Source organism: Chryseobacterium piperi (assembly GCF_002285635.2).
GTDB lineage: Bacteria > Bacteroidota > Bacteroidia > Flavobacteriales > Weeksellaceae > Chryseobacterium > Chryseobacterium piperi.
In genome coordinates this window covers 1,248,389-1,267,707 of sequence record NZ_CP023049.2, presented here as the reverse complement: position 1 = coordinate 1,267,707, position 19,319 = coordinate 1,248,389, and the positions used below count along the sequence as shown (strand labels likewise).

Genomic DNA, 19,319 nt, shown 5'->3' with positions numbered 1-19,319 from the left:
GGTGGCTATACCAAATGAAATATAAACATTATTTAATCCTAATTTAAAACTGGGATAATGTCAGAATGGTAGTTTTGCCGGTAAAAATTCATGAGATACACTCTATTAGTTATTATCATTCTTTTCATTAGTTCTACAATCATGTCATTTAATCCAACAGATAAAGGGATAGAAAATGAAAATACCATGATCAATAAAGGACTCGCTGATTTTAAAAGCAAACTTGAACAGTTGAAAACGGATGTCTACCAGTTTGATGATAACCATTTGTCTCTTGAAGATCTGCAGGCATCACTGCGTAATACCAGAAACTCTTATAAGGAAATTGAATTCTATATTGCTTATTATTATCCGGAATTTTCAAAAACACATTTGAATGCAGCGCCTTTATTTCATATTGAAGCAGCGGGTACCTCAGCGTATACTTTACCCCCTGAAGGATTACAGGTACTGGATGAGCTCATTTTTTCAGAAGAAGCCATAGAGCAAAAGGATAAGATAAAAACCATCACTGATTTTTTGTACAACAGCTATTCCAATTTTTACCTCAGTTCGGTTAAAAATGGCTTAAGTAAAGGAAATAATAAAACGTTGCCTCTCCGCATCGAGTTAATAAGAATTTATAGTTTAGGTATTACCGGATTTGATACCCCAGGTTCATTGAATATTTCTGAAGAAGCGGGTTATGCACTTTTGGGAATGAAAAAATACATTAATGATGATCCCTATTTTAAAAATTACAACATCCAAAATGTAAATATCCTCCTGTCTCAAAGCATAGATTACCTTTCTCGACATAAGGATTTTGAAAAATTCGACCGGATAGAATTCTACAAAAAATATATTCAGCCTCTGTATGAAGAATTGGGGAAATGGGATGGAAGAACAGATGATCTGAAAGAATTTTCAGGCTGGAATGTCGGTAATAAAAATTTCTTCAGCAGTGATTTTTTGGATCCTTATTTCTATACATTATTACAGTCTTCCGAAGATAACCCTGATCTTAGAACGCTTGGGAAAGATATTTTTTATGACCAGACCGTTAGTGATAATGGTAAAATGAGCTGTGCAACATGTCATTTACCTGAAAACGCTTTTACAGATTTAAAAATAAAATCACAGAGTAATATAGAAGGAAAAACGGTGTTGAGAAATTCACCTTCTTTATATAACGCTGTATTTGCTAAGAGGTTTTTTTATGATATGCGTGCTTTTTATATAGAGCAGCAGGCGGAACATGTCATTTATAATGAAGAGGAGTTCAATACAAGTTATGAAAGTATTATTAAAAAGCTGAAAAATAATCCTCAATATAAGAAAGCATTCCGTGCTGCATTTAAAGACGGTAAAATTAATAAAGAGAATTTTTCTAAAGCCTTAAGTTCTTATGTAGCTTCTCTGTATTCTTTTGAAAGTGATTTTGACCGTTTTATGAGAAATGAAAAAGGAATTTCAGAAGATGCTCAAAAAGGATTCAATCTATTTATGGGGAAAGCCAATTGTGCTACATGTCATTTTGCCCCTCATTTTTCCGGATTGGTTCCCCCGTTTTATAATGAAAATGAGTCTGAAGTGCTAGGAGTTACCAAAAAACCGGTGAATCAGCTTCCTCTGGAATTGGATGCAGATCCAGGGAGAGTAAAAAGCCCTGTGAAAAAAGAAAATTCATGGATCTATGAAAATTCATTCAAAACCATGACCGTAAGGAATATTGCTCTTACAAAACCTTATTTTCATAATGGCGCTTTTCATACCCTGGAAGAAGTATTGGATTTTTATAATGAAGGGGGTGGAGAAGGTTTAGGTTTAAAAATGAATAATCAGACACTGCCATCCGACAAACTTAACCTTACTCCAATTGAAATAAAACAGATCATTGCCTTCCTTAATTCATTGACTGATGTCAGCAGGGCTAAAAATTGATTAGGAGGTTCGGGGTTCGGGATACGTGATTCGGGTTGCGGGATACGGGTTTTAGGGTTTAAAATAGAATATTCATGATTTATTAACTCATTACCATTGTCCCGAATCTTGCATCTCACACCTCGCAACTCGAACCCCGAATCTCGTAACCCATACCCACATTTAACAATAATTTAATTCACTTAACATTGGGTTTTAAATTTTGTAATATTGAGGGATATTTATTTAAAACTCTATTAATAGGGGGCTCGCAATTAAAAAATAGTTTTGCTACATCTAATAAATCGAAATTAAGATGACGAAAAAACTACTAACCGTTGCAGCACTTGCATTCGTATCAGGTTCTGTACTTCAGGCACAGACTATTATTTTCAACAAGAACGCCTCATGGAGGTACAAAGACAACAACCAGGCATTGGTATCACAGTGGAAAGACACTAATTTTGACATTGCTTCATGGTCTACAGGAAATGGGCCTCTGGGGTATGGTGATCCGGTAACAACTACGATCAATTCAGGGCTTATAACGGCTTATTTTGCTAAAGATTTCATTGTGAATTTAGCTGATCTTTCAGATACCATGGAATTAGGGGTAATGAGAGATGATGGTATCGTTGTGTATCTTAACGGACAGGAAGTAGTAAGAGATAATATGCCTGCAGGTACTATTACTTTCAATACTCCTTCCAGCACAACTATTGATGGAGCAGCAGAAAATGTTTATAATGTCTTCTCAATCCCGAAATCAAAATTTGTTAACGGAAACAACAGGCTGTCTATTGAATTGCATAACAGAAGCGGACAAAGTTCTGACTTAAGAATTGACGCCTACCTTAAAACAGTTAACAGTACTACGAACCCGGTAAGTTGTAATGCTGCCCATATCAGTTGCTTCACATCTATCGTTCCAACTTCACAAACGAATAAACTTATCATCCCGACTGAGCATAAATATCAGCTTATTTTAAAAGAAGGAGATGCTTATACACAAGGAGGCGGATTAGTAGGTGGTCAGAATGATTTTACAGCTTACGTACCTAAAAGTGCCAGCTCTACGAATGGTTATCTTTCCGTAAACCATGAAACCAATCCTGGTGGAGTAACAATGGCTGAAATTAATTATAATGCTTCAACAAAGCTTTGGCAGCTTACAAAATCAAGAGCAGTAGATTTTTCGACACCAAGTTTAGTACAGACTATCAGAAACTGTTCAGGAGGGATCACTCCTTGGGGAACAGTAGTTACAGCAGAAGAATCTGTAACCTCCAGTGATACCAATGGTGATGGGTATAAAGATTACGGATGGCTGGTAGAAATTGATCCTGCAACGGCTCAGGTAATCTCTAAAAATACAGATGGTTCTAAAGGAAAATTATGGCAGATGGGTATTATGAACCACGAAAATGTGGTCATTAATAATGCTGGAACGATAGCTTATTATGGAGAAGATGGGGGAACTCATTTAGTATATAAATATGTAATGGATACGCCTAATGACCTTTCTTCAGGAAACCTTTATGTATTGAAATTAGATCAAGGGCTAAGCACAGGTGGAGATCCTGTAGGAACTACGGCAACATGGATCCAGGTTCCGAATAAAACCAAAGCAGATCAAAACAATACCAATAACTTAGCTTTTTCATTAGGAGGAACGAAATTCAATGGAATAGAAGATGTGGATATCAGCCCGTTGGACGGTAAAATCTATTTTACGGCTAAAGGTTTGAATAAAGTATATCGTCTGCAGGATAACGGAACTACAGCTTCTCAGGTAGAAACTTTTGTAGGAGGACTTTCTACAGTATATTCTTTCAATACTGCACAAGGAATGAAGTCTGAAGTTTGGGGAGATGGTAATGATAACCTTACTTTTGATGAATTAGGAAACCTTTGGGTATTGCAGGATGGAGGTAAAAACTACATTTGGGTAGTTGCTCCGGATCATACACAGGCGAACCCTAAAGTAAGACTTTTTGCTTCGATGCCGGCAGGTTCTGAGCCAACAGGTTTAACATTTACTCCTGATCATAAATTTGGATTCTTTTCTATTCAGCACCCGGATTCTACAATCTCTACCGATGTAGATGCAACAGGAAATACGATTGATTACCGTGGAAAATCAGCTACCATTGTAGTTGCTTTAAAGAATAATCTGGGATCTAACGGATCATTAGGAACTATTGATACTAAAGTAGAAAATACAGTGACTGTAGCACCTAATCCAACTTCAGGAATTGTAAAAATCAATTCTCCTAAAGGTCTAAAAGATATCTCTGTAACGGCTTACAGCATGGACGGTAAAATTGTATATACCAAGAAATTTACAGGTTCTAATACTTCATTAGAACTGGATTTCACTTCCCAGTTGGAAGTATCCCATGTATTGGTTTTAAATATTGAGGCCGAAGGCTTCCAGAAAACCGTAAAACTTCTTAAGAAATAATTGATTAATTAATTTTTCAGCTGTCGGTAATCCCATTGCCGACAGCTTTTCTTTGTTTATGAAAAAAATCTCTCTTCTTCTTGCCTTATGTATCCTGGAATATACAAATGCACAGATTGATCCGGTTAAATATCCTACTTATACCAATATTGAAGATGCTGTAAAAAGTGGAACAACAGTATATAGCATGAGCTTTAGAGGAAAAGGTCTGTTTAATGTACCCTCAGGGATCGAAAAGATGAATTCTTTATTTTTTCTCAATATTATGGGGAATAATCTCGAAAAGATGGATTCGGAAATATTTTTATTAAAAGAACTTGAAATTTTAAATGCTAATGAAAACAGCATTAAATTTATTCCTGATGAAATAGGATCGCTGACAAAATTGAAAACTCTTTCAATGAACTTAAATGGCTTAACCTCTGTGAATCCCAATATAGCTAAGCTTCAAAGTTTAAAAGTAATTCATCTTGATGCTAACAACCTTAATATTTTTCCTGAAGCACTGACAAAGATTTCAACGTTAGAAGAGATTAATCTTCAGGATAATCAGATTAGCTTCATTTCTGAAGATATCAACAGAATTAAAAATTTAAAATATCTGAATCTTGCTGCTAATCAGATTAATGATCTTGGAAATCTGGAATTTCCGAGTGATTTGAAATATTTGGAGCTCCAGCAAAATGCCATCTCCAAACTACCGAAAAGTATATTAAAGCTTGAGAATATTGAATTTCTTAATATAAGTCAAAACCAGATTAAAGAAGTTTCACCTGAAATAAAAGGTTTAAAAGGTGTGGTAAGTATGAATCTTGCCCATAATGAATTAAAAGAACTTCCTGTAGAAATTTCAAAACTGAAAAATCTTAAAACGCTCATATTAACAGGAAATCCTATGGAGAAATCAACGATAGAAAGATTGAAAAAGCTGTTGCCCGGGACCCAGATTTATTTCTAGATTATCCCCCGACTCTTTTGGTTTTGTATCCCATATCTTTTAGAATCTCCATAATCTTATCTCGGTTATCTCCCTGAATGATAATCGTTCCGTCTTTTTCTGAACCTCCGATTCCTAAAGTGGTCTTGATCTTTTTGGAAATTTTCTTTAAATCTTCTTCATTACCTTCCCAGCCTTCAATCACAGTGACAGGCTTTCCGTTTCTTCCTTTTTTCTCAAACTTACATACTAATGGTTCTTTCTGCTTGAATTGTTCTTCAGGCATTTGAAAATCCTGTTCTTCATGTTCAGGGAAAAGGTTCTTTAATTGATCTCGTAAATCCATAATACAAAATTAAAAATAATAATTAATACCTCATATGGATGTTATCAATTATTATTGAGCTATTATTTTTATTCTCTCGCAGATTGAGCAGATAACGCAGATTTTTAATAATAATTAAAGATTCACTCAATCACCAGAACTGAGAGTAAATTTTAAGTATTAATTTATTTTTCATAAAGGATAGCCAATAGTTGATATTGCTTTGATAAGAATTAAAATCTGCAAGATCTGCGAGAGTAAAGAATTGGGATCTCTGGATATGAAAATAAACCATAACATTTTAAATGAAATTTAAGGCTTTCAGATTATTATTTTCATTGGAAAATAGGTAAATTTGTAATATAAAAGTTACAAAAAATGTCAAAAAAAGCAATACTAGCAATACTTGACGGATGGGGACTGGGAATGAATCCGGACGTTTCAGCAATAGACAAAGCCAATACACCATTTATAGATAGTTGTTATCAAAAATTTCCACATACTACGCTTGAAGCGAGTGGTTTAGCAGTGGGACTTCCTGCAGAACAGATGGGGAATTCTGAAGTTGGACATATGAATCTTGGAGCAGGAAGAGTAGTATATCAGAATCTTGTGAAACTGAATATGGCTGTGGAAAACGGTACTTTAGGACAAGAGAAGGTGATCCAGGATGCTTTTGAATATGCTAAAAGAGAAAATAAAAAAGTTCATTTCATTGGACTGGTTTCCAATGGAGGAGTACATTCACATATTAACCATTTAAAAGGACTATTAACAGCAGCCAAGAATTTTGGATTAAATGACAATGTTTTTGTTCATGCTTTTACGGATGGTAGAGATTGTGATCCACATTCAGGACTGGGCTTTATAAAAGAACTTGAAGAGCATATGCTTGTAACAACAGGTAAGCTGGCCACGATTGTAGGAAGATATTACGCAATGGACAGAGATAAGAGATGGGAGCGTGTAAAGTTAGCATATGATGCATTGACGGAAGGAGTAGGACTTCAGACAACTGATCCTTTGGCAGCAATACAGGAATCTTATGATAATAACGTAACCGATGAGTTTTTGAAACCAATCATTGTAGTCAACACAACTGAAACAGGAAATGTAGTTCCGGTGGCTAAAATTGTTGACAATGATGTCGTAATCTGTTTCAATTTCCGTACAGATAGAGGAAGAGAAATTACAGAAGTGCTTTCACAACAGGATTTCCCTGAGTTCTCTATGCATAAGCTTAATCTTTATTACGTGACGTTGACCAATTACGACAAAACCTTCAGAAATGTCAACGTTGTTTTTGATGAAGAGGTTTTGAAGAATACGATGGGGGAGATTATTGAAAATAATGGCAAAACTCAAATCAGAATTGCAGAAACTGAAAAATACCCACACGTTACATTCTTCTTTTCAGGAGGTAGAGAAGAGGAATTTAAAGGAGAAAGAAGACTCTTGTGTCCGAGCCCGAAAGATGTTCCGACTTATGATCTAAAACCTGAAATGTCGGCCTATGATATTACCAATGCAATCCTTCCTGAACTGGAAAATGAGACTGCAGATTTTATATGCCTGAATTTTGCCAATACAGATATGGTAGGTCATACCGGCGTATTTGAAGCTGCTGTAAAGGCTGCTGAGACGGTAGATCAATGCATCGAGAAAGTAGCAACTACTGCTTATGAGCATGGTTATGCAGTATTTATCCTTGCAGATCACGGGAATTCAGATGTGATGATTAATCCTGATGGAACGCCTAACACACAGCACTCTACAAACCTGGTTCCTTTTATTGTAATGGATAAAGACCGTACCTGGAATCTGAAAGCAGGCAAATTAGGAGATGTTGCTCCTACGATTTTAAAAGTGATGGGAATTGAAATACCTCCCGTAATGACCGGAGAAATCTTAGTAAGCTAAAGAAAATAATAAGAATAATTAAATAAAAATGCCGTTATACTCATAATGGCATTTTTTATGATATATGTCATACATATTATGAGAGGCATATGTTATTATGCGCTAAATAATAAATAAATACTATCTTTGTATATTAATTATAATAAATCTAAATAACTAAAATGTATCAAAAGCTTGTAAGGAAAGAAGTAATGGGTATTCTGGAAAAGGAAGTAAGTTCTTTTCTTGAAAAATTTTTGACGCCTATCGAAAAGATATGGCAGCCTTCAGATTATCTTCCGGATCCTTCAAGCGCTGATTTCAAATACGACCTGGAAGAAATTCAGACTTTTGCCCGTGAAATGCCTTACGATCTTTTTGTGACCTTAATTGGTGACTGTATTACAGAAGAGGCTTTGCCTTCTTATGAATCTTGGCTAATGGGAGTTGAAGGGATTAATCAGGAAGAAAAAGTAGGTTGGGCTAATTGGGTGAGATCCTGGACAGCTGAAGAAAACAGACATGGAGATCTTTTGAATAAATATCTTTATCTGTGCGGAAGAGTGAATATGAGAGAAGTTGAAATTACTACACAATATTTGATCAGCGACGGATTTGATTTGGGAACAAGCATGGATCCGTACAGGAACTTTATTTATACGAGTTTTCAGGAAACGGCAACCAACATTTCTCACAGAAGAGTAGGAACATTAGCAAAACAATCAGGAAACGGGAAACTAGCCAAGATGTGTGGCGTTATTGCTGCTGATGAAGCAAGACATGCTAAAGCTTATAAGCATTTCGTAGCTAAAATTCTTGAAATAGATCCTTCCGAAATGATTCTTGCATTTGAAGATATGATGCGCAAGAAAATTGTAATGCCTGCACATTTAATGAGGCAGTCAGGACAAAAAGCAGGTGAGCTTTGGGGACATTTTTCCGATGCGGCACAACGTTGTATGGTATATACCGGACAGGATTATATCAATATTATGAAAGACCTCCTTGACGAGTGGAAAATAGAACACGTTAAAGGACTTACTGAAAAAGCTGAAAAAGCTCAGGAATATTTAATGAAACTTCCATCAAGATTGCAGAAAATTACAGATCGGGTTTCTACTCCGGACTTACAATTTCAGTTCAGCTGGGTGAAAAGTTAGTGACTTACCATCATAAATTACAAACTAAGAGTGCCAAGTGTTTTTTGGCACTCTTTTTATTTCTTATCTTTGCACATCTTAAAAACGCATGAAATGTTAAATAATAAAAAAATTGCTGTAGACTTTGACGGAACGATTGTTGACGATGCTTATCCCGGAATAGGAAAGGCCAAGCTTTTTGCTTTTGAAACATTACAAAAGCTTCAGGCTCAAGGATACAGATTAATCCTTTGGACGTACAGACACGGAAAAACATTGGACGAAGCAGTAGAGTTTTGTAAAAAAAACGGAATAGAATTTTATGCAGTGAATTCCAGTTTTGAAGGTGAGGTTTTCGATTCCGAAACACAGTCGCGAAAAATTGATGCAGACTGGTTTATCGATGACCGAAACTTAGGTGGTTTTCCAGGATGGGGTGAAATCTACAATATCATTAATGACAGAATAGAATTCCGTGTGGAAGGCAAAGAAGTTTTAGCCTATTCAAAACTTAAAAAAGAAAAGAAAAAAGGTCTTTTCTGGTAGAAAATTAATAGACATTAGAAGTTAGACATAAGAAATTAGATTTTCTGGATGTCTTTTATTAGGATAAATGTTTAATCTGGCTTCTAAAATCTAATAGCTAACATCTTACAAAAAATGATTCAATTAAAAACAATAGAAGAGCTTCGTTTAATGAAGCAAAGTGCCCAGTTGGTTTCCAAAACATTAGGAATGTTGGCGAAAGAAATAAAACCAGGGATTACTACTTTGTATTTAGATAAATTAGCCCATGATTTTATTAAGGACCATGGTGCAGAACCTGCATTTTTAGGATATGGAGGTTTTCCAAACTCATTATGCATCTCACCTAATGAACAGGTGGTACATGGTTTTCCAAATAATGATATTATTAAGGAAGGGGATGTACTTTCTGTAGACTGTGGAGCTATTTTAAACGGCTTTGTAGGAGATCATGCCTATACCTTTGAAATTGGAGAAGTAAACCCTGAGACTAAGAAACTATTGCAGGTAACAAAAGAGTCTCTTTATAAAGGAATTGAGCAATGTATCAGAGGAAAGAGAATTGGAGATATTTCTCATGCTATTCAGGCTCATTGTGAAAAAGAAGGTTATGGAGTGGTGAGGGAGTTGGTAGGACATGGATTAGGAAGAAAAATGCATGAAGATCCTCAGGTTCCTAATTATGGCAAACAGGGAAGTGGAAAGGTGATCAAAGATGGTTTGGCTATTGCTATAGAACCGATGGTAAACCTTGGAACTGAAAAAGTGAAATTCCATAATGACGGCTGGACGGTAACTACATTGGATAACCAACCTTCAGCACATTTTGAGCATGATGTTGCTGTAATCAACGGAAAACCAGTATTGCTTTCTACTTTCAAATATATCTATGAAGCATTAGGTATTGAAAGTGATGAAGAGAAGCCTTTCCAAATGGATTTTTAATGAAAAAAATAGCCAAGCTTTTACTCAATAAAATCCCACGCCCTGCGCTTATTACAATGAGCATATGGGCAAGACCCCTTATCTATAAGTTTTTTAAGGGAACCGAATTTTATGACCCTATTGATGGAAGATCTTATCGTAAATTTCTTCCCTATGGGTATGGAAAGCAAAGAGAAAATGCTTTATCTCCCGGAACTCTGAGTCTGGAGAGACATCGCCAGATGTGGCTGTATCTTCAAAATGAAACAGATTTTTTCATTAAAAACTATAAAGTCTTGCATATTGCCCCGGAGCAGGAGTTTTTGAGAAAGTTCAAGAGAATGAAAAATCTGAACTATATCTCTGCAGATTTGTTTTCTCCGATTGTAGATGTAAAAGCGGATATTCTGGACTTACCATTTACTGATGAAAGCTTTGATATTATTTTTTGCAACCATGTACTGGAACATATAGAGGATGATGCAAAGGCTATAAGTGAGATGTACAGGGTAATGAAACCAGGAGGATGGGGCATCTTTCAGGTTCCTATGAAAAATTCATTAGAGAAAACCTACGAGGACTTTTCAATAACAGATCCTAAAGAACGTCAAAAACATTTTGGACAATATGATCACGTACGTTGGTATGGAATGGATTATTTTGACCGACTGAAAAAAGCAGGTTTTGAAGTAGATGTGAATTTCTATTCTCAAAAATTTACAGAAGAAGAAATTAGAAAATTTGGATTAAGACACAATGAGATCTTACCTGTAGTTTTCAAAAAATAATAATAAAAAAAGTCTTCAATTGAAGACTTTTTTTATTGTATTACCATACTATTTTTAGTGGGAGACCGATTTCAGACCAACTACAGAGCCAATTAGAGTAGAGATGAAGAATACTCTCCAGAATGATATTGGATCTTTAAAAAAGATCATTCCCATTAAAGCAGTTCCTACCGCACCAATTCCTGTCCAGACAGCATAGGCAGTCCCTATCGGCAGTGTTTGGGTAGCTTTGATCAGTAAAACCATACTGATGGTCATGGTTACAAGAAAACCAGCATACCAATAATACATTTCTGATCCTGATGTTTCCTTTGCTTTTCCAAGACATGAAGCAAATGCAACTTCAAATAATCCCGCAATAATTAAAATAATCCAGTTCATTTTTTATTTTTTTCTGTTACAAAGTTCCGTATTTACGGGCAATTAAAATTTTACAAATGTTAAAAAATGATGATTTTGTCATTAAATACTAAAAAAGAATATTTTAAGTTTAAAAGGAATAAAATCCTATTTGCGTTTAAAAGAATCTCAACGCAACTATTTAATCTCAGCTCTGATCCGGCTTAAACTAACCTGAGTAATTCCCAAATAAGAAGCTATATGTCCTAACTGAACTCTTTTTAATAAATTCGGTTTATCCCGCATCAAGTCTTTATATCGTTCTGAAGCTGTTTTAAACTGCCTTGAAATAATGAGTTCTTCAGTTTTTATAAGTTCTCTTTCGGCAAACCTTCGTCCCCAGTTGGCAATATGAATATCCTCATTAAAAAGAGCTCTTAAATTATCGGTTTCCATTCTGTAAAATTCACAGTCTTCCAGTAATTCAATACTTTCATAGCCGGGTTTATTTTCTACAAAACTTTTCATGGAGATAGCAGTTTCTCCTTCACTTCCGAACCAAAACGTAATATCATTTTCTTCTGTAGAAGCATAAGCACGAACGATTCCTTTTTTAATAAAATAGGTATAAGGAATTACTTTATCCGCTTCCATCAGGCAAAAGTATTTAGGGTATGAAATTTCTGTGATGTGAAGCTTCAGCTTTTCTTTTGAGGACGGGGGCAGTATCAATATTTGGTCAATAATCTTGTCGATATCCATAGGGAAAATTGAGGTTGTTCAAAATTATCTGTTTTTAACGAGTAATCCTTAATTTCATTACTAAAATTTTCTATTTTTTAATAATAAAATAAGATGGTATTCAGGTGATTAGACTATAAAATGATCACTTAAAAATTAAAATTAAAGAATAAAAAATAGAATAAGTATCTAATTTGCTTTTTTAATTAATTGGGTTTTAGTATTTTGCTAATTATTTTATATCATTTTAAAAAGACGTAAAAAGTAGAATAATTTTTGAAATTTTATAAAATACTTTGACTGTTTTAAATATTTTATAAAATACTTTTGTACCCTAATTAATATAATGAAAAGAGCTTCTATAAAAGATATCGCAAGAATTGCAGGGGTTTCTGTAGCAACTGTTTCCTATGTTTTAAATAAAAAAGAAGGAAGCCGTATCAGTGAATCGACAAAAGATAAAATTTTAAAAATTGCTGAGGAAATTCACTATACCCCCAATAAAATTGCCAGAAGCCTTAAAATGAGTAATAGTAAACTCATCGGATTGATTGTTCCGGATATTTCTAATGATTTCTATTCTAACATTGCCCGATGTATAGAAAATGAAGCAATGAAACTGGGATATACAATTCTGATTGGGAGCTCAGATGAGAATGCGGATAAATTTGGTAAACTCACAGAACTCTTTTCAGGCCAGCAGGTAGACGGGATGATTGTAACTCCGGTTACTGGATCGGATGATGCTGTTAAAAGATTGTTGAGAGATGAATATCCGGTAGTTTCTATAGATTATTATCTTAAAGACATTGATCTTCCTGCGGTTACCCTTAATAATTTTGAGATTTCTGAGCAGGTGTTTGACTATTTTATTAAACATGATGTTGAAGAGCTTATTTATATAGGATATAAAACAGATTTACCTCATTTGCTGGATCGACAATATGGGTTTGAAAGAAAAATTTCAGAAATGGGTCTGACTTCAACGAAAATTTTGGTGGAAATGGGAGAGGTTTCAGATGAAGTTCATGCAGAACTTAAAAAACACTTTAAAATTACTTCCAGGAAAACAGCACTTTATTTTTTAAATAATAAAATAGCTATCGCTGGATTACATTATCTTGTTAAAAATAAAATTAGAGTTCCGGAAGATGTTTCTGTAATTGCTTTTGATGGAATTGATGCTTATAGCTTATTTCCTACAGAAATTACTTATATTAGACAACCCTTGGAGGAGATGGCTGTACAGGCGATCAAGCTCTTGGATGGGCAGATCAAAAATTTTTCTGACGAAGCGGAGAAGGCTGTTTGTCCAGCTGAATTAGTGATCAGGAAATCAGTGAAGTAAAATTTTTTATAATTTAATTAAACGTTTAATCTAATGATGCAAAAAAAATCATATGTCGTATGTTTCGGAGAGGTACTTTGGGATATTTTTCCTCAGGGATCAAGAGCAGGTGGAGCACCATTTAATGTTACTTATAATGTCCATAAATCAGGGATAGATGCTAAGATGCTGAGCCGGATTGGCAATGATGAACTGGGAAATAAGCTGATCGATCAGATTAGAAACTGGGGAATCACTACAGATTATATACAGGTTGATGATGAAAAACCAACCAGTACCGTTATTGCTACTGTCGATGAACATAATGAGGTGAGCTATGAAATCACCAATCATGTAGCCTGGGATTATATTGAGTTTTTACCTGCACATAAAGAATTGGTTTCTAATGCGGAGGCTTTTGTTTTTGGAAGTCTTTCAGCGAGAAATGAAAAGACACGGACCACTCTTTTCCAGCTTTTAGAACTGGCCAAAATTAAGGTATTTGATGTTAATTTCAGACCCCCATTTATTGATGTGGACTTGATTAAACAGCTTTTGCATCAATCAGATATTGTTAAAATGAATAAGGCCGAAATGAGGAAGATTATGGAATTCCTTAATGAAGAATATATCGATGAGGACGCAAGTGCGGCTTTCATTCAAAATCATTTTGGAATTAAAGAAATTATTCTTACCAAAGGAAGTAAAGGAGCCCGGTATTTTGTGGGAGACCAAAGCTATAGCTTTCCGGCAGTTCCTATTACCATTGCAGATACTGTAGGAAGTGGGGATTCTTTTCTTGCCGGTTTTATTTCTCAAAGAATTAAAGGAGAGAGGCCTGAAAGAATTATGAAGGAAGCGACTGCCCTTGGAGCATTTATAACCTCCAAACCCGGAGCTTGTCCTGATTATACTTATGAAGAATTTCAGGCATTCAGGGATCAAAACTAAAAAACTAAATCTTTAAAAATAATCCTAAAGACCGGTTTTCTTTTAGTAACTTTGCCATCCGTAATATAATTTTTTATGCACAAATCAGGATTTGTAAATATAGTTGGAAAACCTAATGCAGGAAAATCAACGCTTCTCAACCAGCTAATGGGGGAGAAGCTGGCGATTGTGACGCAAAAGGCACAGACAACAAGACACCGAATTTTTGGAATTTATAATGAAGAAGACCTACAGATCGTATTTTCTGATACTCCGGGAGTATTAGACCCAAAATACGGATTGCAGGAGAAAATGATGGATTTTGTAAAAGATTCATTACAGGATGCTGATGTCTTTTTATTCATTGTAGATGTTACTGATAAGGCTGAGCCTTCAGAGTTTTTAATTGAAAAATTAAATAAAATCCCTGTTCCTGTATTGCTTCTGCTTAATAAAGTGGATAAAACCAATCAGGAAGGATTAGAAAAACTGGTGGAAGAATGGCATAACAGAATTCCGAAAGCTGAGATTCTGCCTATTTCTGCATTGAATGCATTCAATACAGATGTTATTCTGCCAAAGCTTAAATCTATGCTACCTGAAAGTCCACCATATTATGACAAGGATCAATTTACAGATAAGCCTGAAAGATTCTTTGTCAACGAGACGATCAGAGAAAAAATTCTTTTGAATTATGAAAAGGAGATTCCTTATTCTGTGGAAGTGGTAACAGAACAGTTCAAGGAAAAAGAAGGTATTATTTTTATTGACTCAATTATTTATGTAGAAAGAGATACTCAAAAAGGAATCATTATTGGACATAAAGGTGAGGCAATCAAAAAGGTAGGAACAGAATCCAGAATAGATTTGGAGAAGTTTTTTGATAAAAAAATTCATCTGAATTTGTTCGTTAAAGTGAAAAAAGATTGGCGAAAAAACGATAGAGATTTAAAAAATTTCGGATACCGATAGACTAAAAGGTCAATAAACATCGTTGTATAGAAAGATTTTTACTATCTTTAATCTAAATTTTCATTACATGAATTATAGTAACTCAAATTCTAATCCTATATTTAGAGATATCGTTCTGTTAATCGTGAGAGTTTTTATTGGATTTGCCATGCTTTCTCACGGATTTCCCAAACTTCAGATGCTATTGGAAGGCGGGAAAATTGAATTTTTTGATTTCCTGGGGCTGGGCCCTCAGATTTCTTTAATTCTTACCATATTGGCAGAATTTGTTTGTTCCATTCTTCTTATTCTGGGATTGTTTACAAGGGTATCATTGGGATTTTTGATTTTTACAATGGTGATTGCCGTTTTTGTAGTTCATGCAGGAGATCCTTTTGATAAAAGAGAACTGGCATTAATTTATCTTTCCGTATATCTTCTGATAATGACATTCGGAGCCGGAAAATTCTCTATTGATCATATGATTGAAAAGCGTAAAAGAGCATCTGACTGGTAGATAATACTATGATAAAATAATATAAAAGAGCATACTTAAGGTATGCTCTTTTTGTTATTTATTTTTATTAAGGTCTGCATGGTAAAGATGCCCAGACGCAAGTCCATTCCCAATGACCACTCTCGTCAAATATCATACATGGATTATATCCATCCGGACATTCTGGAGCACTTCCGCCTTGAATGGTTTTTAAATTTTTCTTTGAAATTTTGCGTAAATTTTTCATATTATTTTTGGTTATTTAGAAAAACTAAAGTAGTCTTATTTTCAATAAGCCACAATAATAAGCTTTACTATTTATATTTTGTGAGTGTAAAATTCACTAAATTCGTGAAAAATGAAATATAATGAAGATAAAGCTGACTATCTGCCTCCTTGCGTTTCTTAATTTCTACGAAGCTCAGGAAAGTATTATTTATCAAAAACCATCTGCTGAAATTCTTAAACTTGCAGATTACGAAAGACCTCCAAGTGTTTTGATGAACAGTAAAAAAGATTGGGTGGTATTTACGTATCGTCCAACTTATAAAACTTTGGAAGATCTCAGCCAGCAGGAAATGAAACTGGGAGGACTCAGAATCAATCCTGCGACCAATATTTCGAGCTCTATTACATATTTGAATAATCTGAAGGTTAGAAAAATAAACGATAAAAATGAGGTACAGGTAAAAGGTTTGCCTTCTCATCCAAAAATTACCAATATTTCTTTTTCTCCGGATGAAAAGAAATTAGCTTTTACCAATACAACAAGTAAAGGTGTGGAGCTTTGGGTAGTAGATCTGGAAACTGCCTCTGCTAAAAAAATAACTGGTGATCAGCTTAACGCAAACTTAGGAAGTCCTTATCTCTGGTATAAAGACTCTCAAAACTTACTGATTAAATTGCTTCCTCAAAACAGACCTGCACTGATTGATTCCAGCAAAGATTTACCAACAGGTCCGATTGTGTCAACTGCTGATGGTAAAGTATCTCAAAACAGGACATATCAAGATCTTCTTAAGAATCCTCAGGATGAGAGGAATTTTGAAATTCTTACTGCTTCTGATATTTATAATGTTGATCTCAACGGCAACCTGAAGAAAGTAAAAGATAAGGATATGTATTCAGGTCTTAGCTTTTCACCTGATGGAAACTATTTAATGGTAACGACTTTGAAGAAACCTTTTTCATATATCGTTCCTTATTATAGATTTCCTATGACGACGACAGTTTATGATGTCCAAGGAAATGTAGTAAAAGCGGTGAATGAAGTTCCTTTAAATGAAATTATGCCTAAAGGGTTTGCTTCAGTGAGGACAGGCAAACGAGATATGGAATGGAGAAGTGATGTTCCTGCAGCTTTAGTCTATGCTGAAGCATTGGATGGTGGTGATCAGTCTAAAACAGCAGAATACAGGGATGAGATCTTTACCTGGGAGGCACCGTTTAATGGAGCACCAAAATCGTTCTTTAAAACCAGACAAAGATATGAAGGAACCAATTGGACCAATGATCATTATGCGATTGTTTCTGAAGACTGGTATGATACGAGAAATACAAAGTCATTTTTAATCGATTTGAATAGTGGTGAATCTAAAGTATTTGATGATAGAAATTTTCAGGATGTTTATAATGATCCGGGAAATTTCAATACAACAAAAAATCAATTTGGAAGAACGGTTGTAGATATGAAAGAAGGGAAGGCTTATCTGATCGGAGACGGTTTTACAAAAGATGGACAGCATCCTTTCATCGACGAAATGGATGTGAAAACTTTGAAAAAGAAAAGACTGTATACTTCCAATCTGAAAAATGCTAAGGAGGAGATTATTGATATTATGAATCCTTCTAAAGGAGAGGTCTTAACTATCCAGCAGTCCTCGAGTCAGTATCCTAACTATTTCAGGAAAAATATAAAAAATAATAAAACGGAAGCAGTAACCAACTTCCCGAATCCTTTTGAAAGCATTAAGGATGTATATAAAGAGGTGATTACCTACAAAAGAAATGATGGAGTGACGTTAACCGGAACTCTTTATTTGCCTGCGAACTATGACAGAAAAGCAAAAAAAGAGAAATTACCGTTGTTGATCTGGGCTTATCCTACAGAATATAAAGATAAGAATACGGCAGGGCAGAATACGCAGAATCCGAATGATTTTACTTTCCCGTCCTATGGTTCTTTCATATACTGGACAACCAAGGGGTATGCTGTTTTGGATGATGCGGCTTTCCCAATTATCGGAGAAGGAAAAATCGAACCTAATGATACTTTTATTCCTCAACTGGTAGCCAACGGAAAAGCTGCCATTGATGCAGTGGATAAGTTAGGGTATATTGACAGAAATAAAGTAGCTGTAGGAGGACATTCATATGGTGCTTTTATGACGGCTAATCTTTTGACTCATTCCAAGGATTACGCTTGTGGAATTGCAAGAAGTGGGGCGTATAACAGAACGTTGACTCCATTCGGTTTCCAGACTGAACAAAGAAATTATTGGGATGTTCCTGAAATTTACAACACGATGTCTCCTTTTATGAATGCTGATAAAATGAAAACCCCATTATTACTAATTCACGGGGATGCAGATAATAATCCCGGGACGTTTACTTTACAGACGGAAAGATACTTCCAGGCATTGAAAAATCTTGGAGCCCCTGTAAAAATGGTTCTTCTCCCTAAGGAAGCACATGGCTACGCAGCAAAAGAAAATATTCTTCATCTTCTATGGGAACAAGATCAGTTTTTAGAAAAATGTCTGAAGAAATAAAAATAAAAGAAGCTGTCTCAAAATGAGATGGCTTCTTTTTTTGAAGCACAAATACAGGAATAAATGAATTTGTGGTTAAAAATAAAGTTCTATACTAAAATAAAACTGCCCAAAGTTTTTTTCTTTGGACAGTCAGTCAAATATGATAAACAATACTAATTTAAGTGTTGCAGAACTTCATTAATACTTTTAAGTTCCATAAAGTTTTTATGTTCCAGTTGATAATCATGCTGTTCATGAGACCAGGTAACATGATAAGGGATATGTGCTGCAAATCCGCCAATTTCCAATACCGGTAATATATCTGATTTTATTGAATTTCCTAACATCAGGAAGTTCTCAGGTTTGCAATCAAGATGTTTTAACAGCTTTTCGTAATCGCTGTTTTTCTTATCACTCATGATCTCTATATGATGAAAATAATCTTGTAATCCGGAGTTTTTGAGTTTTCGTTCCTGATCCAATAAATCTCCTTTAGTAGCTACTACCAGTCTGTATTTTCCTTTTAGGCTTTCTAATGTTTCCTGTACTCCTTCTAAAAGTTCGATCGGTTTTTGAAGAAGCTCCTGGCCAATCTCAATGACCTTATCTACCAGCTGAATGGGTGCCGTACCATTTGAAACTCTGCTAACCGTTTCTATCATGCATAGCATGAATCCTTTAACACCATAACCATAGAGATGAAGGTTTTGCATTTCGGTTTTAAACAGCTCCTGAGATACTGAATGTTGTGGGAGAAAGTTTTCCAGAAGCTGACAAAATTCTTTTTCTGCTTCCTGGAAATAAGGCTCATTGACCCATAAAGTATCATCTGCGTCAAAAGCAATGGTTGTTATATTATTTTTCATTTTAGTTTTGTAC

18 protein-coding genes are annotated in these 19,319 nt (G+C 35.0%); 13 read left to right on the top strand and 5 right to left on the bottom strand.

Going from position 1 to position 19,319, the window contains the following annotated elements; all coding sequences use genetic code 11:
• Positions 1–90: 90 nt before the first annotated feature.
• The 3 genes from CJF12_RS05610 (at position 91) to CJF12_RS05600 (ending at position 5,324) form a co-directional block, all read left to right on the top strand.
• Positions 91–1,923, top strand: coding sequence for a cytochrome-c peroxidase (locus CJF12_RS05610; RefSeq protein WP_034682880.1), 1,833 nt, complete (start codon positions 91–93; stop codon positions 1,921–1,923).
• A gap of 295 nt (positions 1,924–2,218) precedes the next feature.
• Positions 2,219–4,366, top strand: coding sequence for an alkaline phosphatase PhoX (locus tag CJF12_RS05605; RefSeq protein ID WP_034682878.1), 2,148 nt, complete (start codon positions 2,219–2,221; stop codon positions 4,364–4,366).
• A 58-nt stretch (positions 4,367–4,424) separates the two neighbouring features.
• Positions 4,425–5,324, top strand: a complete 900-nt coding sequence (locus CJF12_RS05600; protein ID WP_034682875.1) for a leucine-rich repeat domain-containing protein — start codon at positions 4,425–4,427, stop codon at positions 5,322–5,324.
• Position 5,325: 1 nt separating this feature from the next.
• Here CJF12_RS05600 and CJF12_RS05595 read toward each other — a convergent pair whose 3' ends face one another.
• Positions 5,326–5,649, bottom strand: coding sequence for a translation initiation factor (locus CJF12_RS05595; protein WP_034682872.1), 324 nt, complete (start codon positions 5,647–5,649; stop codon positions 5,326–5,328).
• A gap of 357 nt (positions 5,650–6,006) precedes the next feature.
• On the opposite strand from CJF12_RS05595, the gene gpmI reads away from it, so the two are divergent.
• The 5 genes from gpmI (at position 6,007) to CJF12_RS05570 (ending at position 10,903) form a co-directional block, all read left to right on the top strand.
• On the top strand, positions 6,007–7,548 hold the full coding sequence (gpmI, locus tag CJF12_RS05590) for a 2,3-bisphosphoglycerate-independent phosphoglycerate mutase (protein WP_034682869.1): 1,542 nt from the start codon (positions 6,007–6,009) through the stop codon (positions 7,546–7,548).
• Positions 7,549–7,709: 161 nt separating this feature from the next.
• Entirely contained in the window at positions 7,710–8,687 is a 978-nt protein-coding gene (locus CJF12_RS05585; protein ID WP_034682866.1) for an acyl-ACP desaturase, read from the top strand.
• Between the two features lie 93 nt (positions 8,688–8,780).
• Positions 8,781–9,212, top strand: coding sequence for a BT0820 family HAD-type phosphatase (locus CJF12_RS05580; RefSeq protein ID WP_034682863.1), 432 nt, complete (start codon positions 8,781–8,783; stop codon positions 9,210–9,212).
• Between the two features lie 114 nt (positions 9,213–9,326).
• Positions 9,327–10,136, top strand: coding sequence for a type I methionyl aminopeptidase (gene map / locus CJF12_RS05575; RefSeq protein WP_034682861.1), 810 nt, complete (start codon positions 9,327–9,329; stop codon positions 10,134–10,136).
• A complete protein-coding gene (locus CJF12_RS05570; RefSeq protein WP_034682858.1) occupies positions 10,136–10,903 on the top strand; it encodes a class I SAM-dependent methyltransferase in 768 nt (255 codons plus the stop codon). The genes map and CJF12_RS05570 overlap by 1 nt, the downstream gene beginning before the upstream one ends.
• Before the next feature lie 54 nt (positions 10,904–10,957).
• Here CJF12_RS05570 and CJF12_RS05565 read toward each other — a convergent pair whose 3' ends face one another.
• Entirely contained in the window at positions 10,958–11,284 is a 327-nt protein-coding gene (locus tag CJF12_RS05565; RefSeq protein ID WP_034682855.1) for a DMT family transporter, read from the bottom strand.
• Between the two features lie 156 nt (positions 11,285–11,440).
• Entirely contained in the window at positions 11,441–12,004 is a 564-nt protein-coding gene (locus tag CJF12_RS05560; RefSeq protein ID WP_034682852.1) for a Crp/Fnr family transcriptional regulator, read from the bottom strand.
• Between the two features lie 325 nt (positions 12,005–12,329).
• Here CJF12_RS05560 and CJF12_RS05555 point away from each other — a divergent pair, with 325 nt between their 5' ends.
• From CJF12_RS05555 to CJF12_RS05540, 4 genes are all read left to right on the top strand, one after another.
• Entirely contained in the window at positions 12,330–13,331 is a 1,002-nt protein-coding gene (locus CJF12_RS05555; protein WP_034682850.1) for a LacI family DNA-binding transcriptional regulator, read from the top strand.
• A gap of 33 nt (positions 13,332–13,364) precedes the next feature.
• A complete protein-coding gene (locus CJF12_RS05550; RefSeq protein ID WP_034682848.1) occupies positions 13,365–14,261 on the top strand; it encodes a carbohydrate kinase family protein in 897 nt (298 codons plus the stop codon).
• Between the two features lie 75 nt (positions 14,262–14,336).
• The gene (gene era, locus CJF12_RS05545; RefSeq protein WP_034682846.1) at positions 14,337–15,212 is read left to right on the top strand and encodes a GTPase Era; all 876 of its coding nucleotides are present in this window, start codon (positions 14,337–14,339) and stop codon (positions 15,210–15,212) included.
• A gap of 67 nt (positions 15,213–15,279) precedes the next feature.
• Positions 15,280–15,708 carry a DoxX family protein gene (locus CJF12_RS05540; RefSeq protein WP_034682843.1) on the top strand — a complete coding sequence of 143 codons (429 nt, stop codon included), beginning with the start codon at positions 15,280–15,282 and terminating at the stop codon, positions 15,706–15,708.
• A 67-nt stretch (positions 15,709–15,775) separates the two neighbouring features.
• On the opposite strand, the gene CJF12_RS19865 is transcribed toward CJF12_RS05540, so the two are convergent.
• Positions 15,776–15,934, bottom strand: a complete 159-nt coding sequence (locus CJF12_RS19865; protein ID WP_157759843.1) for a bacteriocin-like protein — start codon at positions 15,932–15,934, stop codon at positions 15,776–15,778.
• Between the two features lie 121 nt (positions 15,935–16,055).
• Between CJF12_RS19865 and CJF12_RS05535 the strand changes: the two genes are divergently transcribed.
• Positions 16,056–18,458, top strand: coding sequence for an alpha/beta hydrolase family protein (locus CJF12_RS05535; protein WP_034682840.1), 2,403 nt, complete (start codon positions 16,056–16,058; stop codon positions 18,456–18,458).
• A gap of 155 nt (positions 18,459–18,613) precedes the next feature.
• On the opposite strand, the gene CJF12_RS05530 is transcribed toward CJF12_RS05535, so the two are convergent.
• Positions 18,614–19,306 carry an HAD family hydrolase gene (locus tag CJF12_RS05530; protein WP_034682837.1) on the bottom strand — a complete coding sequence of 231 codons (693 nt, stop codon included), beginning with the start codon at positions 19,304–19,306 and terminating at the stop codon, positions 18,614–18,616.
• Positions 19,307–19,319: the final 13 nt, after the last annotated feature.